Below are 16,134 nucleotides of genomic sequence, written 5' to 3'. Positions count from 1 at the left end.
CCGTCCGGCACGGATGTGTCGGGCGGGCGTCTCGTCGTCGAGAATCCGACGATCAGCGCAGGGCGGCCTCTACCTCGTCACGAGCAACCGCGAACGCCGCCCGCAGCGCCGCGACGTCGGGACCCGCGCGCAGGACGCCGCGGGAACTCGCGGGCAGCACCCACGCAGGGTCGGCGCCGTCGAAGACCTCGGGCAGGTCGGCGGCCGTCGCACCCTGCGCCCCAAGACCGGGAGCCAGGATGGGGCCGTTCAGTGCGCTCAGATCGAGCCCGTGCGCACGAGTTGCTCCGACGACAAGCCCGACCGTCGCCGATCCGTCTGCGTTCTGTTCAGCGGCGTCGTCGACGATCGTCTGTCCGACGGTCCGGTCGCCCGTCGTGGCGAGCTGCAGGCCGGCACCCTCGGGATTGGATGTGCGCGCGAGCACGAAGACACCGCGCCCGCCGCTGCGCGCGGCGTCGATCGCAGGCGACAGTGAGCCGAATCCCAGATACGGCGAGACGGTGACGGCGTCGGCGCACAGCGGTGACCGTTCGTCGAGCCACGCGTGCGCATACGCCTGCATCGTCGAGCCGATGTCGCCGCGCTTGGCGTCGGCGAGTACGACGGCACCCGCCGCCCGGCACCCCGCGATGACCGACTCCAACACCGCGAATCCCGCAGCGCCGAACGCCTCGAAGAAGGCCACCTGCGGTTTGATCACGGCTGCGACCGGGCCGAGCGCGTCGACGCAGATGTCGGCGAATTGCCGCAGTCCGCTGGTGTCGACGGGCAACCCCCACTGCTCGAGCAGCTCGACGTGGGGGTCGATCCCGGCGCACAGCCTGCCACGTTCGGCAACAGCAGATCGGTAATGAACCGCGAAACCTGTTGTGTCCGAACGTGTCACACTCATCACCCCTCGTTGATCAACGTTGCGTGCCGACGCTGCAGCGATTCGACGCCGATCTCTTCTCGCAACGCGGCCTCGATGCCCTGGACCGCTGCGCTGGCTCCCTGCACGGTGGTGATGCACGGAATTCCCGCGGTGACTGCAGCGCTGCGGATCTCGTAACCGTCGACGCGCGGACCCGACTGGCCGTAGGGCGTGTTGATCACCATCGCGACCTCACCGGCGAGAATCGCGTCGACGATCGTGCGCTCCCCCGGCTTGGCCTCGAAGTGCTTGGGCACTGTCGTCGCGACGATTCCGTTGCGGCGCAACACCTCTGCGGTGCCCTCGGTGGCCAGGATGGTGAACCCGAGGTCGGCGAGGTGCTTGACCGGGAAGAGCAGAGCGCGCTTGTCCTTGTTGGCCACCGACACGAAGACGGCGCCCTGGGTGGGCAGTGAGCCGTATGCCGCGGTCTGCGACTTGGCAAACGCCCGCCCGAAATCGGCGTCGATTCCCATGACCTCGCCCGTCGATTTCATCTCCGGGCTCAGCAGCGCGTCGACTCCGGTGCCGTCGAAGCGGCGGAAGCGGTTGAACGGCAAGACCGCTTCTTTGACCGCGATGGGAGCGTCGATCGGCGCGGTGCCGCCGTCTCCGGTGGCGGGCAGCAGTTGCTGCTCGCGCAGTTCGGCGATGGTCTCGCCGAGCATGACGCGAGCGCACGCCTTCGCGAGCGGGACAGACGTCGCCTTCGACACGAACGGCACGGTGCGGCTCGCACGCGGATTCGCCTCCAGGACATACAGGATGTCGTCCTTGAGCGCGTACTGGACGTTCATCAGTCCACGCACGCCGATGCCCTTGGCCAATGCCTCGGTCGAGCGTCGAACCATCTCGAGATCCGATCGGCCCAGCGTGATCGGCGGCAGCGCGCACGCCGAATCGCCGGAGTGGATACCGGCCTCCTCGATGTGCTCCATGACGCCACCGATGTACACCTCGGTGCCATCGCACAGCGCGTCGACGTCGATCTCGACCGCGTCTTCGAGGAAGCGGTCGACGAGCACCGGGTGGTCGGGCGTCAATTCTGTTGCGCGCGAGATGTAGTCGGCGAGCGATGCCTCGTCGTACACGATCTCCATGCCGCGACCGCCGAGCACGTAGGACGGGCGCACCAGTACCGGATAGCCGATCCGGGCGGCGGTGTCGCGTGCCTCCTCGAACGAGGTGGCCGTACCGAACGCGGGCGCGGGCAGTCCGGCGTCGGTGAGTACCTTGCCGAACTCGCCACGGTCCTCAGCGAGATCGATTGCCGCAGGGCTGGTTCCGACGATCGGGACCCCGGCGGCCTCGAGACGGTCGGCAAGTCCGAGCGGTGTCTGTCCGCCGAGCTGGACGATCACTCCCGCGACCGTGCCCGACTCCGACTCCGCGTGGTAGACCTCGAGCACATCCTCGAAGGTCAGCGGCTCGAAGTAGAGGCGGTCGGCGGTGTCGTAGTCGGTCGAGACCGTCTCCGGGTTGCAGTTGACCATGACCGTCTCGTAGCCGGCCTCCGACAGCGTCAGCGCCGCATGCACGCACGAGTAGTCGAACTCGATGCCCTGGCCGATGCGGTTGGGACCCGAGCCGAGGATCAGCACCTTGGGCCGCTCGGTCTGCGGAGCGATCTCGCTGGTCGCCGCGGGATCGAGCTCGTAGGTCGAGTAGTGGTACGGCGTCTTCGCCTCGAATTCCGCGGCACAGGTGTCGACGGTCTTGTACACCGGTCGGACGCCGAGCCCGTGACGATGGGCGCGAACGGCATTCTCGTCGGCGAAATCGTCACGCAGAGCGGCGATCTGACGATCGGAGAAGCCGTTCGACTTCGCGTCGCGGAGCAGATCCTCGGTGAGTTCGTCGGCGTCACGGATCTGCGCGCCGAGCGCCCCGATCCCCGCGATCTCGGCGAGGAACCACGGGTCGATGGCGGTGGCGTCGTAGACCTGCTCGATGGTGGCTCCGGCGTCGAACGCGAGCATCACCTTGTAGATGCGACCGTCCTTCGGCGTCGCGATCTCCTCCAGCAGGGCGTCGAGGTCGACGGTCGCCGGATCGGGTCGGTTCGGCTCGGTCCAGAATCCGGCCGCCTTGGTCTCGAGCGAGCGCATCACCTTGCCGAACGCCTCGGCGAAGCTACGGCCGAGACTCATGGCCTCGCCCACCGACTTCATCGTGGTGGTCAGCGTGTCGTCGGCGCCGGGGAACTTCTCGAACGCGAAGCGCGGCGCCTTGACCACGACGTAGTCGAGCGTCGGCTCGAAGCAGGCCGGGGTCTCCTTAGTGATGTCGTTGGTGATCTCGTCGAGGCTGTAGCCGATCGCGAGCTTCGCGGCGATCTTGGCGATCGGGAAACCCGTTGCCTTGGAAGCCAATGCCGACGAACGGGACACTCGCGGATTCATCTCGATCACGATGAGTCGTCCGTCGCGCGGGTCCTGCGCGAACTGGATGTTGCAGCCGCCGGTATCGACGCCGACCTCGCGCAGAATGTCGATCGAGAGGTCGCGCATCTTCTGGTATTCGCGGTCGGTCAGGGTCATCGCCGGTGCGACGGTGATCGAATCGCCGGTGTGCACTCCGACCGGGTCGACGTTCTCGATCGAACAGACGACGACCACGTTGTCGCGGTTGTCGCGCATCAGCTCGAGCTCGTATTCCTTCCACCCGAGGATCGACTCCTCGATGAGCACGTTGGCGGTCGGCGACGCCGCGAGGCCACCACCCGCGATGCGGTCGAGGTCGTCGGTGTTGTAGGCCATACCCGAACCGAGGCCACCCATCGTGAACGACGGGCGCACGACCACGGGATACCCGAGGTCGGCGACGGTCTCACGCACTTCTTCCATGGTGTGACAGACGCGCGACCGTGCGCTCTCTCCCCCGACCTTGGCGACGATGTCCTTGAACATCTGCCTGTCCTCGCCGCGCTGGATGGCGTCGAAGTCGGCACCGATCAGTTCGATGTCGTACTTCTCGAGAGAACCCCGATCATGCAGGGCCACAGCGGTGTTCAGTGCGGTCTGCCCACCAAGGGTGGCGAGTACCGCGTCGATCGGATGGCCGGCGTCGCGCTCAGCCTCGATGACCTTCTCGACGTACTCGGCCGTGATCGGCTCGATGTAGGTGGCGTCGGCGAACTCCGGATCGGTCATGATGGTCGCCGGGTTGGAGTTGACCAGGCTCACGCGCAGGCCCTCGGCCTTGAGGACGCGGCACGCCTGGGTGCCCGAGTAGTCGAACTCGCAGGCCTGTCCGATGACGATCGGGCCGGAGCCGATCACCAGGACGTGATTGATGTCGTCGCGGCGCGGCATTAGGACCTCGTTCCGTTGGCGCGATCAGCCTCCAGCAGGGAGACGAATCTGTCGAACAGATAGGCGGCGTCGTGTGGACCGGCCGCCGCTTCTGGGTGGTATTGGACCGAAAACGCTCGGCCGGACAGCAATTCGACGCCCTCGACGGTGCCGTCGTTGGCGCAGACGTGGCTGACGCGGGCACGTCCGAAGTCGGTGTCGAACTCTTCGCCCGCTTCGCCCTCGAGCGCGAAGCCGTGATTCTGTGCGGTGATCGACACCTTGCCGGTCGCAGCGTCGATCACCGGGATGTTGATGCCGCGGTGGCCGAACTTCATCTTGTAGGTGTTCCGGCCGAATGCGCGGCCGAGGATCTGGTTACCGAAGCAGATGCCGAACAGCGGCAGATCGGCGCCGAGGACCTGACGGGTCAGCTCGACGGCATCGTCGGCGGTCGCCGGGTCGCCCGGGCCGTTCGACAGGAACACGCCGTCGGGCTTCAGCTCGGCGATCGCGTCGAATCCGGCGTCCGCGGGCAGCACGTGTACCGCGACTCCGCGTTCGGCGAACATGCGCGGGGTATTGGTCTTGATACCGAGATCGATTGCGGCAACGGTGAATTGCGGGTCGGAGCCCGGTTCTACGAGGTAGCCGGTGTCGGTGCTGACCTCGCCGGCGAGGTTCGCGCCCTTCATCGACGGCTGGCTACGCACCCGGGAGATGAGCTCGTCGTCGTCTGCGAGCGCAGCACCGGAGAAGACTCCGGCCCGCATCGATCCGTGGTCGCGCAGCACACGCACAACGGTCCGGGTATCGATACCCGAGATACCGACGATGCCCTGGCGCTCGAGCTCTGCCTCCAGAGATGTTGTGGCGCGCCAATTCGACACGCGCCGTGTGGGATTGCGCACCGCGTACCCGGCAACCCAGATCTTGCCCGAGTCGCCGACCTCGCCCTCACTGCCCGCACTGCCCGTTGATTCGCCGTCCTCGTTGTTCCAACCGGTGTTACCGATCTGCGGGGCGGTCGCGACGACGATCTGACGGTGGTAGCTGGGATCGGTCAGCGTCTCCTGATAGCCGGTCATCGCGGTGCAGAACACCGCTTCGCCGAGCGTCTCGCCGACGGCGCCGTATTCCCGGCCGCGGAACACCTGGCCGTTTTCGAGCACCAGAACCGCTGCGGTCATTGGTCTTTCCTCTGTTCTGTATCGGGCTGTGTGTCGAATGCGGCCACCCATCCCGGGTAGACGGTCTTGTCGTCGGCACGTATTCCTGAATCGATTTCGGTTCCCGTCGGCAGCACCCAGCGGATCACCAGCAGTCCGTCGGCCGTCATGACCTTGCCCGCGAGTCCGCGCTCGGTGCGGACGGCGGTGATCGACGAGCGCGGAATCCAGATATCGCTGGCACCACGCCGTTCGAGCAGCACACCGTCGGGGTAGGCCGAGATGGTCGCGGTGGCACGATCGCCGACGTCGCCGACGGCCACCCGGTTCTGCCAACTCGGCGCGAGCGTCGAGCCGACGTACAAACCGGAGTCGGGGCCGAGCTGCGGCTCGCCGAGTTCGGTTGGGGCCACGGGCATCTCGCCGATCAACTCCGCCTGGCCACGGCCTCGGTTGCGCCATCCGCGCAGCACCAGTGAGATCAGTCCCAGCCACACCAGCACGACGACGATCACGATGAGGATCTCCGACGCACTCACCGTGTCACCTCGCCGTCGCGCGCCGTGACCACGCCGCGCAGCAGTGTTGCCACGACGGTGGCGGGCATCGACATCGACTCGTAGGGGGTGTTGTCGGAAAGGCTAGCGAGCTCGCGCCCGTGCACCACCCACGACGTCTCCGGGTCGACCAGCGTCAGATTCGCGGGTTCGCCGACGGCGACCGGGCGGCCCTGATCGGTGAGCCCGACGATCTGTGCCGGACGTTCACTCATGACGCGGGCGACGCCTCGCCAGTCGAGCAGGCCCGGGTTGACCATGGTCTCGACGATGATCGGCAGCGCGGTCTGTAAGCCGAGCATTCCCGGCTTGGCCTGCGCGAACTCGCAGCACTTCTCCTGCGCGGCATGCGGCGCATGATCTGTCGCGACACAGTCGACGATCCCGTCGGCCAGCGCCTGACGCAGCGCGACCTTGTCGCGCTCCTCGCGCAGCGGCGGATTCACCTTGTTGATGGCGTCGTAGGTCTGCAGCCGAGAGTCGTCGAGCAGCAGGTGATGCGGTGTGACCTCGGCGGTCACGTCGATCCCCTGCTCCTTGGCCCAGCGCAGCAGTGCGACGGTGCCCTCGGTCGACGCGTGGCAGATGTGCACCCGCGCCCCGGCGTCGCGTGCCAGCAGGGCGTCGCGGACGACGATCGACTCCTCGGCCGCGCGCGGCCAGCCCGCGAGTCCGAGCCGTGCCGCCGTCGGGCCCTCGTGCGCGACGGCGCCGACTGTGAGGCGTGGTTCTTCTGCGTGCTGGGCGATGAGTACGCCGAGTCCCTTGGCGTACTCGAGCGCACGCCGCATGAGCAACGGGTCGGAGACGCATTTTCCGTCGTCACTGAACATGCGGACGCCTGCGGCTCCCGACGCCATCATGCCCATCTCGGCGAGTTGCTTGCCCTCGAGTCCGACGGTGACGGCCCCGACCGGGTAGACGTCGACCAGTCCGACTTCGCGTCCGGAACGCCAGACGTTGTCGGTCACCGTCGAGTTGTCGGCGACGGGCGCGGTGTTGGCCATCGCGAACACGGCCGTATATCCACCGAGAGCCGCTGCGGCAGAACCACTTCGGATCGTCTCGGTGTCTTCGCGGCCGGGTTCGCGCAGATGCGTGTGCATGTCGACGAAGCCCGGCAGCACGATGGCGCCGTTGCCGTCGACGACCTCGATGTCGTCCGGGGCGTCGATCGACGTTCCGATCTCCGCGATCTCGCCGTCGGTGACAAGCACGTCGACCGGATCACCCTCGCCGTACGGGCGGACCGAGCGGATCAGCACCGATCCGGTGGCAACCGATCCTGCTGCCGAGCTGGGGCCGGTCACAGCGCACCTCCTGATTCTGTGCCCGCGAGCAGCCGGAAGAGCACCGCCATGCGGACATGCACGCCGTTGCGCACCTGTTCGAGAATGGTCGCGCGCGGCGAGTCGGCGACCGAATAGCCGATCTCCATGCCGCGCAGCATCGGACCCGGATGCAGCACGACGGCGTCGTCGGACAGCAACCCCATCCGACGCTCGTTGAGGCCGTAGCGCACCGAGTATTCGCGTGCGGACGGGAAGAAACCACCGTTCATGCGCTCCGCCTGTACCCGCAGCATCATCACGGCGTCGGCGCCCGGTAGTTCGGCGTCGAGGTTGCCCGACGTCTCGACCGGCCACTCGTCGACTCCCACCGGGAGCAACGTCGGCGGCGCGACCAGCACGACGTCGGCGCCGAGTGTGGAGAGCAGGTGCGCATTCGACCGCGCGACGCGCGAGTGCAGCACATCGCCGACGATGGCGATCCGTCGTCCCTCGATGCTGCCGAGTCGCTGGCGGAGCGTGAGGGCGTCGAGCAGCGCCTGCGTCGGGTGCTCATGGGTGCCGTCGCCCGCGTTGATCACCGCCGGTCCGGTACCTTCCGCATCCGGGCCGTCGGGGCCGAATCCGCCGGATGTCCACGCCGCGATCTGATGTGCCGCGCCCGACGCGGGATGCCTCACGATGAGCGCATCGGCTCCCGCGGCCCGCAACGTCTTCGCGGTGTCGCGCAGCGATTCGCCCTTGTTGACCGACGAGCTGGACGCGCTCACGTTGATGACGTCGGCGCTCATCCATTTGCCCGCGACCTCGAAGGAAACCCTTGTGCGAGTGGAGTTCTCGTAGAACACCGTCATGACGGTACGTCCGCGCAGCGTCGGGAGTTTGCGGATCTCGCGACCGGTCAGCGCTTGTTCGAAGCGCTCGGCCTCGTCGAGAAGATCGGTGGCGTCGTCGCGGGTCAGGTCGGCAGTCGAGAGTAGGTGGCGCATCACTGAGCCGCCTGCTCGTCGCCCGACCCCTTCGAGCCGAGCACAACCTCGTCGACGCCGTCGTGCTCGGTCAGGTGGACCGACACGGTCTCGTCACGCGAGGTGGGGATGTTCTTGCCGACGTAGTCGGCGCGTAGCGGTAGTTCTCGGTGGCCGCGGTCGACGAGCACCGCGAGTTGGACCGCGGCGGGACGGCCGAGGTCGCGGAGCGCGTCGAGTGCGGCGCGAACGGTTCGGCCCGAGTAGAGCACGTCGTCGACGAGTACGACGACCGCGTTGTCGACGCCGCCGGCAGGCACCATCGTGCGTTCGAGCGGGCGGTGCGGTTTGGCGCGGAGATCGTCGCGGTAGAGCGTGATGTCGAGGTATCCGACGGGAACGTCGACGCCGGAGAACTCTTTGATCCTCGCGGCCAGCCGATTGGCGAGAGTCGTTCCGCGCGTCGGGATTCCGATGATCACCACGCGGGGTGCATCAGGTGAGTCCAGAGCCGTCTTCTCGATGACCTGGTGCGCGACGCGCGCGATGGTGCGGGACACATCCGCGGCGTCGAGCAGAACACGTTCGCCCATGTATGGACCTCCTTCTCCGCCTCACGGGACGGATCGTTAAAGGATGTCTGTCGCCGAATACTCTACACGCCGGTAGGCATCGGGCTGTTCAGCCCTGCCCGTCGGACCCGGCCGCCTGCGCCGCCCGTACCTGCGGGGCGAGCTCGGCGATCTTCGCCAACACACCGTTGACGAACGCGGGTGAGTCGTCGGTGGACAGTTCCTTGGCCAATTCGACGGCCTCGTCGACGATCACGATCGGATCGACGTCGGTCGAGTTGAACAGCTCCCACGTCGCGAGACGGAGAATCGCACGGTCGACGGCGGGAAGCCGCTCCAGCGTCCAGCCCTTCAGATGCGACGCGACGACGGAGTCGATCTGTGTCTGGTCGTCGGCCAGTCCCTCGATCACCGTCGCGGTGTAGTCGTGGATCTCGCCGACGCTCTCGTCGTCGCGTACGAACTCGCGCCGTTCCGCGACGAGCTGCGCGGGGCTGACCTGCTTGGCCTCAGCCTCGAACAACAGGTCCACTGCGCGCCGGCGAGCCTTGTGCCGGGTTCCGGGTTGCTTCACTGATCTACCTTCGTTGACCGAGATTGGTGATCAGCTGTTGACGCGGCCGAGGTAGTTGCCGTCGCGCGAGTCGATCTTCAGCTTGTCGCCGGTGTTGATGAACAGCGGCACCTGGATCTCGGTGCCGGTCTCGACCGTGGCCGGCTTCGTGCCGCCGGTCGACCGGTCGCCCTGCAGGCCCGGGTCGGTGTGCGTGACGGTGAGCTCGACGGTGACCGGGAGCTCGACGAAGAGCGGCTGACCCTCGTTCAGGGAAACCTGGACGGTCATGTTCTCGAGCAGGAAGCGCGCACCGTCGCCGACGGTCTCCGGCGCGATCGGGTACTGCTCGTAGTCCTGGGCGTCCATGAAGACGTAGTCGGTGCCGTCGTTGTACAGGAACTGCATGTCGCGACGGTCGACGGTCGCGGTCTCGACCTTGACGCCCGCGTTGAACGTCTTGTCGACGGTCTTACCGCTGAGCACGTTCTTGATCTTCGTACGCACGAACGCAGGCCCCTTGCCGGGCTTGACGTGCTGGAACTCCAGGATCTGCCAAAGCTGGTTGTCCATGCGGAGTACGAGACCGTTCTTGAAATCGGCGGTGGTCGCCATGAATCAGTTCCTCAATCTTCTACGTCGGTATGTGTGCATCTCCTGCGCATCGGGGTGCGCGGGCCGTCAGATGACGGTAAAGGTCTTGTCGGTGGTGGTCAGCAGGTCGGGCTCGCCATCTGTGACGATGAGCGTGTCCTCGATCCGGACGCCACCTCTTCCGGGGAGGTAGACACCGGGCTCCACAGTCACCGCTGCGCCGGAAGGTAGTGTACCCGTCGCCAGTTTTCCGATGCCGGGCGCTTCGTGGATCTCGAGTCCGACGCCGTGGCCGAGTCCGTGGACGTACTGGTCCCCGTAGCCCGCGTCGTCGATGACCGACCTCGCAGCGGCGTCGATCGACCTCAGGTTGGCACCCGCTTTCAGCGCCTCACGGCCCGCGGTCTGTGCCGTCAAGACCAGGTCGTAGATCTCTCGCTGCCAGTCCGCTGCGCGCGCGAGCACATAGGTGCGGGTCATGTCCGAGTGGTAGCCGCTTGCGACCGCCCCGAAGTCGATCTTCACGAAATCACCGTCGGCGAGCACCGCCGACGTCGGGCGATGATGCGGGATCGCCGAGTTGGCACCCGCCGCGACGATGGTCTCGAAGGAGATCTCGTCGGCGCCGTGCCGGAACATCGCGTTCTCGAGTGCGCGTGCCACCTCGCGTTCGGTCGCGCCGGCGCGGATCACGCCGTCAGAGATGATCTCGGCGAGCGCGACGTCGCCGATGGCGCAGGCGCGCCGCAGCAGTTCGACCTCTGCGTCGTCTTTGACCTCACGCAACTCGGCGACGAGGCCGGTCCGCCCGACGAGTTCGCTCCCCTGCGCGAGACCGCCTGTCAGATTCGCGTGGGTCGCAACGGTGAGGATGTCCGACTCGAAGCCGACCCGCGACGCCCCCGATGCGAGCGCGGCTCCGACGAGCTCTTCGGTGCAGTTGCGCGCGATGACGGCGACGAGGTCGCCCGATTGCTCGGCGACTTGCGTGATGTAGCGCCCATCCGTGCAGATCCGGTCGCCGTCACTGCCTGCGGCGGAGATCGACAGCGCGGCGTTCGAGCCCGTGAACCCGCTCAGGTAGCGGATGTTGGTGAGATCGGAGACCACGAAGACGTCGACGGGTTCGGGGCCGGTCGAGATCAGTGCACGAAAACGCTCGCGACGACGCGCGAATTCATCGGGCAACGGAGCTGTGAGCATGCCACTCACGCTACTCGGAGGGCCGCGGCGTCACTGCTGCGCGGCGAGCCGCACGGGTGCGTTGTCGATGCCGTATCCGTCGTAGCCGTCGAACCGTTGGACGAATTCGAAGAAGACCCGGCCCACCGTGCGGGTGTAGAAGTGCAGCAGGTAGCCGCCCGCCGGATCGGAGCTGCGGTCGTAGAGCACGCCGAGCTCGCGCAGGTGCGCCAGCAGATCCTCGGCGACACCGAAGCGTCCGCGGACGTAGTCGTAGTAGTTGTCCGGGACACGCAGGAACTGCAGGCCGGCGTCGTGTGCGCGACGCGCGAGTCCGAGCACGTCATCACAGGCGAACGCGACGTGCTGCGCGATCGCCTCGGAATCGAGGACGTGCGGTGCGACGTTGAGCGGAACCCGGACGGCACCGTCCGCAGAGCGCAACACCTGGCTGCGGATCAACCCGCGCGGTCCTGGCACTTCGACCGGGTCGTCGGCGTCGAGACCGAACACACTCATCAGGAAAAGCCGTGCGTCGTCGGCGGTCTCCCACTGCTGGGTGAGATTGACGTGGTCGATCGCGCGAATCGCCGTGGGCGTCGTCGGCAGTCCGTCGTCGAACTCGTCGACCCAGCCGGGCGAGTCGGCGGTCGCGCCCGTCCAGAAGACCTCGGTGCCGCCCGGCACGATCGTCGTGCCGAACGCGTGCTCCGACGCGTGTGTGCGCCGATTGACCGCAGGCGCACCGAGGATCGAGGCGCGTCTGCTCACCGCGTCCGGGTCGGATACCTGGAGTCCGATGGCCGCGATGTGCGGCGACTCGTCGCGCGCCTGTTGCTCGTTGAGAACCACCCGCGCCTGACCCGCCGTCCACAACGTGACCGGCTTGCTCCGATGTCGGCCGCGACCGACGAAGCCCAGCTGGTGCAACATGGCCTCGACCTCGCGGGTGTCCTCGGCTTTGATCTCGACGAAGTCGAATCCTATCGGAGGTTTGGGATCCGGGATGTCGATCAGGTCGAGCCGATCCTGCAACCACAGCAGCGACCGATGCGCGTGCGCCGCCGTCGGTGCCGGGTCGGTCTGTCGGAACGTGTCGTTGAAGACCTCCAACGACAGCGGGCCGGTGTATCCGGCTGCCAGGACATGACCGACGAAGTCCTCGAGATCGAACGCGCCTTCGCCGGGGAACAGGCGATGGTGCCGACTCCACGACAACACGTCCATGGACAGTGCCGGGGCGTCGGCGAGTTGGAGAAAGAAGACCTTCTCCCCCGGGATCGCTCGGATCGCCGACGGATCGTGCCCGCGCGAGAGCACGTGAAAACTGTCGAGACACAGGCCGACTGCCGGATGGTCGGCGAGCTCGACGATGCGCCATGAACGCCGGTAGTCGTCGACGAACCGTCCCCAGGCGAGGGCTTCGAAGGCGATGCGAAGGCCGTGTCCGGCCGCGAGATCGCCGACGCGTCGGAGCTGATCGGCGGACACCGCGTCGTCGTCGATCGTTGCGGTGGCGACATTGCTGCACACGAGGACCGTGTCGATACCCAGTCGCGCAGCGGTGGCGAATGTCGCGTCCGCGCGTCGCAGATTGTCGGCGAATCTCGTCTCGCTGACACCTTCGATGTCGCGTAGCGGCTGATACAGGTACAGCGCCAGCCCGAGCCTGTGCGCGAGAGCTCGAATCTCCTCCGGGGACTGGTCTGCGGCGATCAGATCGGGCTCGAAGATCTCCACGCCGTCGAACCCCGCGTCGGCACACGCGTGCAGTTTCTCGACGAGTGAGCCAGACACCGAGACGGTCGCAATCGAGGTCTTCATCACATCAATGTACCAATTGGTACATTGTGGTGGCAATGGTTCGTCATGGACGGACGCCTCGCAAGTAAGCTCCCACCGTGGCCGCCAAGCCGAAATCCGAACTCCAGCGCGATCCCGAGCGCACGCGTGCAGAACTGCTCGACGTTGCCACCGAGGTCTTCGCCGAGTCGGGATATTCGGGCGCCCGCGTGGACGAGATCGCCGAACGCACGCGCACCACCAAACGGATGATCTACTACTATTTCGGCGGCAAAGAGGGCCTCTACCTGGCGGTTCTGGACCGGGCGTACCGAGGAATCCGTCAGGCGGAACAGAAGTTGCGCGTCGACCACGCCGATCCGATCGAGGCGATCCGACGACTCGCCGAAGTCACCTTCGACCATCACATCGACAACGACGACTTCATCCGCCTGGTCTCGATCGAGAACATCCATCGCGGTGACTTCATCCGACGACTCACCGACCTCCCCCAGTTGAGCGCCCCCGCGACGTCGCTCCTCGACGACATCCTCGCCGACGGTCGGACGGCCGGCTTGTTCCGAACCGACGTCAGCGCGCTCGACGTCCACCTGGTGATCAGCTCGTACTGCGTGTTCCAGGTGGCCAATCGCTACACCTTCGGCTACCTCTTCGACCTCGATCTGACCGAGACGTCGAACCGCGCTCACCTGCGCAGAATGATCGGCGACGTCGTCGTCGGGTGGCTCACCACCACCGCCTGAACACACCCCGCGACTGAGGCCCCAACGGGAGTCTCTGCGTCTTCTTGTGCGATTCCAATCACACGAAACTGTTGACGAGACGCGGAGCACAGTGCTCTACTCGATTGCGAACGTACTAGTTCGTACATTACGGAGACAGCTCATGAACACTTCCGAGACCAGCTATCTGGTCGGACTCATCGGCACCGGCGTCGGGCCGTCGTTGACCCCGGCGATGCACATGGCCGAGGGCCGCGCGTTCGGCCTCGACTACAGCTACCGCCCGATCGACCTCACCGCGGCGGGCATCTCCCCCGACCGCATCGGCGAGGTGCTGTCCTGGGCGCGCGCGCTCGGATTCGACGCCGTCAACGCCACCCACCCGTGCAAGCAGTTGGTCATGGCGCACCTCGACCATGTCGATCCCGTCGCGGCCACGCTCGGCGCGGTGAACACGGTTCTGTTCACCGACGACGGCGACGTCGGATACAACACCGACACAACGGGATTCGCACACGGCTTCACCGAGGGGCTGCCCGACGCCGACCTCGCCGACGTCGTGCTGGTCGGCGCGGGCGGCGCGGGAACGGCGGTCGCGGACGCGCTGTTGCGACTCGGTGCCGCCCATCTCACCGTCGTCGACCTCGACGTCGACCGTGCCGGCGCCCTCGCGCACGACCTGGCCACCCGCCACCCACTGCAGCGTGTCGACGCCGCGGCGTTCGACAAACTCCCCGCACTGCTTCCGGAGAGTTCCGGCGTCGTCCACGCGACACCAACCGGCATGGCCGAACATCCCGGCATCGCGTTCGACGCCTCACTGCTACGGCCCGACCTCTGGGTGGCCGACATCGTCTATCGCCCCCTCGACACCGCGCTGCTGCAGGCCGCGCGCGCAGCGGGCGCCCCGACCCTCGACGGAGGCCACATGGCCGTCTACCAGGCCGTCGACGCATTCGCGCTGATCACCGGGCTGCACCCGGATGCCGATCGAATGACCCGTCACTTCCGACAACTCGTCGCAAACGAGTCCTGAACCGCCCTGCCACCAGGCACAATCGCACCAGAGGAGTACCCCCAATGACCACAACCGAATCCGACGGCACCGGAGCCGTCGGGAAACGCACACCACGACACGCCGCACTCGCGGGATTCATGGGCAGTGCCGTCGAGTACTACGACTTCTTCCTGTTCGGCTCCGCGGCAGCACTGATCTTCCCGCACGTCTTCTTCCCGTCCGACGACAACGCGGCACTGGTGATGTCGTTCGCGACGTTCGGTGTCGCCTACATCGCGCGCCCGATCGGAGCGTTGATCCTCGGCCACTTCGGTGATCGCATCGGTCGCCAGCGGGTACTGATGTTCACGCTCGTGCTGATGGGTCTGTCGACGTTCGTCATCGGTTGCCTGCCGACCTTCGATCAGATCGGCTGGCTGGCTCCCGTACTGCTCGTGATCTGCCGTCTGCTCCAGGGTTTCTCAGCCGCCGGTGAACAGGCAGGCGCCAGTTCGCTGGCACTCGAGCACGCGCCCGACCATCGTCGTGCGTTCTTCACCTCGTGGACGCTGACCGGAACCCAGGGCGGACTCATCCTGGCCTCGCTCGTGCTGATCCCCTTCATGGCACTTCCCGACGACGCGAAGTATTCATGGGGCTGGCGCGTGCCGTTCTGGCTGTCGGCCGTCGTCGTTCTCGTCGCCTTCTTCATCCGACGTCGACTGCACGAGACCCCGCAATTCACCGAGGCTCGCGAATCCGGCGAGATCGCACGCCTGCCGCTGGTGCCCCTGATGCGCGACCATTGGCGCGATGTCACACGGGTTGTGTTGTGCGCCTTCATCGCCGCGGTCTCGACGGTCTTCGCCAATCTCGCTCTCGCCTACGGCAAGCACGTCGGGCTCGACGCCGGCCTCACCCTCTGGCTCGTGGTCGTCGCCAATATCGGCGCGCTGATCACCCAGCCGCTTTTCGGTGCCCTTGCCGACCGCATCGGACGCAAGCCCGTCTTCATCTATGGCGCACTCGCATCGGCCGTCCTGATGCCCTTCTACATGCTCTCGATGAGCCAGAGCAATCACCTGCTGACCTTCGTGCTCGCCGTGCTCACCTTCTCGTTCGGCTATGCAGCGGCCAACGCCGTGTGGCCCGCCTTCTACGGCGAGATGTTCTCCACCCGGGTCCGTTTCTCCGGCCTCGCGATCGGTACCCAGCTCGGATTCCTGATGGCGGGCTTCGCGCCGTCGATCGTGACCGCGCTGGGAGGCGTCGGAGATGGCGGCTGGGTGGTGATCAGCATCTTCACCGCGACGATCTGCCTGATCGCGGCCGCGGCGGCCCTCACCGCCCGGGAGACCAAGGATGTCGCGACCGAGGACCTCGGAATCGAACCGGTGACGGTGACGACCCGCAGCGCCACAGCGCTCGCGGCCTGACATCGCATCGAACTCCGACGCGGGAGTGGGGTGGCGTCATTCGCCTGTCTCTTATACACATCTGACGCTGCCGACGATCGCAT

The 16,134-nt window shown here is 66.6% G+C and carries 14 protein-coding genes; 3 read left to right on the top strand and 11 right to left on the bottom strand.

Features of this window, described 5'->3' with window-relative positions:
• Nucleotides 1-52 precede the first annotated feature (52 nt).
• The 11 genes from pyrF to A5785_RS02265 all read right to left on the bottom strand — a co-directional run bounded on the left by pyrF (nt 53) and on the right by A5785_RS02265 (nt 12,917).
• Entirely contained in the window at nt 53-895 is an 843-nt protein-coding gene (pyrF, locus tag A5785_RS02315; RefSeq protein ID WP_064864388.1) for an orotidine-5'-phosphate decarboxylase, read from the bottom strand.
• On the bottom strand, nt 895-4,230 hold the full coding sequence (carB, locus tag A5785_RS02310) for a carbamoyl-phosphate synthase large subunit (RefSeq protein ID WP_064864386.1): 3,336 nt from the start codon (nt 4,228-4,230) through the stop codon (nt 895-897). Before carB ends, pyrF begins: the two co-directional genes overlap by 1 nt.
• Nucleotides 4,230-5,399 (bottom strand): glutamine-hydrolyzing carbamoyl-phosphate synthase small subunit, encoded by a 1,170-nt coding sequence (carA, locus tag A5785_RS02305; protein ID WP_049697278.1) that lies wholly within the window; start codon nt 5,397-5,399, stop codon nt 4,230-4,232. The genes carB and carA overlap by 1 nt, the downstream gene beginning before the upstream one ends.
• On the bottom strand, nt 5,396-5,917 hold the full coding sequence (locus A5785_RS02300; RefSeq protein WP_049697277.1) for a PH-like domain-containing protein: 522 nt from the start codon (nt 5,915-5,917) through the stop codon (nt 5,396-5,398). Before A5785_RS02300 ends, carA begins: the two co-directional genes overlap by 4 nt.
• On the bottom strand, nt 5,914-7,245 hold the full coding sequence (locus A5785_RS02295; RefSeq protein WP_049697276.1) for a dihydroorotase: 1,332 nt from the start codon (nt 7,243-7,245) through the stop codon (nt 5,914-5,916). Before A5785_RS02295 ends, A5785_RS02300 begins: the two co-directional genes overlap by 4 nt.
• Nucleotides 7,242-8,213: an aspartate carbamoyltransferase catalytic subunit gene (locus A5785_RS02290; RefSeq protein WP_005202679.1), complete on the bottom strand. Its 972-nt coding sequence runs from the start codon at nt 8,211-8,213 to the stop codon at nt 7,242-7,244. The genes A5785_RS02295 and A5785_RS02290 overlap by 4 nt, the downstream gene beginning before the upstream one ends.
• Complete coding sequence (gene pyrR / locus A5785_RS02285; RefSeq protein ID WP_049697274.1) at nt 8,213-8,785, bottom strand: bifunctional pyr operon transcriptional regulator/uracil phosphoribosyltransferase PyrR; 573 nt, start codon at nt 8,783-8,785, stop codon at nt 8,213-8,215. Before pyrR ends, A5785_RS02290 begins: the two co-directional genes overlap by 1 nt.
• An 88-nt stretch (nt 8,786-8,873) precedes the next feature.
• Nucleotides 8,874-9,338 carry a transcription antitermination factor NusB gene (nusB, locus tag A5785_RS02280; protein WP_049697273.1) on the bottom strand — a complete coding sequence of 155 codons (465 nt, stop codon included), beginning with the start codon at nt 9,336-9,338 and terminating at the stop codon, nt 8,874-8,876.
• Nucleotides 9,339-9,368: 30 nt separating this feature from the next.
• Nucleotides 9,369-9,932, bottom strand: a complete 564-nt coding sequence (gene efp / locus A5785_RS02275) for an elongation factor P (protein WP_049697272.1) — start codon at nt 9,930-9,932, stop codon at nt 9,369-9,371.
• A 66-nt stretch (nt 9,933-9,998) separates the two neighbouring features.
• Entirely contained in the window at nt 9,999-11,114 is a 1,116-nt protein-coding gene (locus tag A5785_RS02270) for a M24 family metallopeptidase (protein WP_064864384.1), read from the bottom strand.
• Between the two features lie 30 nt (nt 11,115-11,144).
• A complete protein-coding gene (locus A5785_RS02265; protein ID WP_064864382.1) occupies nt 11,145-12,917 on the bottom strand; it encodes a bifunctional sugar phosphate isomerase/epimerase/4-hydroxyphenylpyruvate dioxygenase family protein in 1,773 nt (590 codons plus the stop codon).
• Nucleotides 12,918-12,994: 77 nt separating this feature from the next.
• On the opposite strand from A5785_RS02265, the gene A5785_RS02260 reads away from it, so the two are divergent.
• The 3 genes from A5785_RS02260 (at nt 12,995) to A5785_RS02250 (ending at nt 16,051) form a co-directional block, all read left to right on the top strand.
• The gene (locus tag A5785_RS02260) at nt 12,995-13,639 is read left to right on the top strand and encodes a TetR/AcrR family transcriptional regulator (protein WP_005202670.1); all 645 of its coding nucleotides are present in this window, start codon (nt 12,995-12,997) and stop codon (nt 13,637-13,639) included.
• A 142-nt stretch (nt 13,640-13,781) separates the two neighbouring features.
• The gene (locus A5785_RS02255) at nt 13,782-14,654 is read left to right on the top strand and encodes a shikimate dehydrogenase (RefSeq protein ID WP_005202669.1); all 873 of its coding nucleotides are present in this window, start codon (nt 13,782-13,784) and stop codon (nt 14,652-14,654) included.
• Between the two features lie 44 nt (nt 14,655-14,698).
• Nucleotides 14,699-16,051 (top strand): MFS transporter, encoded by a 1,353-nt coding sequence (locus A5785_RS02250; protein WP_005202668.1) that lies wholly within the window; start codon nt 14,699-14,701, stop codon nt 16,049-16,051.
• Nucleotides 16,052-16,134: the final 83 nt, after the last annotated feature.

It is taken from the genome of Gordonia sp. 852002-50395_SCH5434458 (assembly GCF_001665905.1).
Taxonomy (GTDB): Bacteria; Actinomycetota; Actinomycetes; order Mycobacteriales; family Mycobacteriaceae; genus Gordonia; species Gordonia jacobaea.
The sequence above is the reverse complement of the archived record's forward strand: the minus strand, read 5'-3'. Positions and strand labels throughout refer to the sequence as shown.

Bases quoted from the DNA above. Each gene is read 5' to 3' on its own strand.
- A5785_RS02290 (WP_005202679.1), bottom strand. From the start codon at position 8,213: ATGCGCCACCTACTCTCGACTGCCGACCTGACCCGCGACGACGCCACC.
- A5785_RS02270 (WP_064864384.1), bottom strand. From the start codon at position 11,114: ATGCTCACAGCTCCGTTGCCCGATGAATTCGCGCGTCGTCGCGAGCGT.
- efp (WP_049697272.1), bottom strand. From the start codon at position 9,932: ATGGCGACCACCGCCGATTTCAAGAACGGTCTCGTACTCCGCATGGAC.
- A5785_RS02255 (WP_005202669.1), top strand. From the start codon at position 13,782: ATGAACACTTCCGAGACCAGCTATCTGGTCGGACTCATCGGCACCGGC.
- pyrF (WP_064864388.1), bottom strand. From the start codon at position 895: ATGAGTGTGACACGTTCGGACACAACAGGTTTCGCGGTTCATTACCGA.
- pyrR (WP_049697274.1), bottom strand. From the start codon at position 8,785: ATGGGCGAACGTGTTCTGCTCGACGCCGCGGATGTGTCCCGCACCATC.
- carB (WP_064864386.1), bottom strand. From the start codon at position 4,230: ATGCCGCGCCGCGACGACATCAATCACGTCCTGGTGATCGGCTCCGGC.
- A5785_RS02265 (WP_064864382.1), bottom strand. From the start codon at position 12,917: ATGAAGACCTCGATTGCGACCGTCTCGGTGTCTGGCTCACTCGTCGAG.
- A5785_RS02250 (WP_005202668.1), top strand. From the start codon at position 14,699: ATGACCACAACCGAATCCGACGGCACCGGAGCCGTCGGGAAACGCACA.
- carA (WP_049697278.1), bottom strand. From the start codon at position 5,399: ATGACCGCAGCGGTTCTGGTGCTCGAAAACGGCCAGGTGTTCCGCGGC.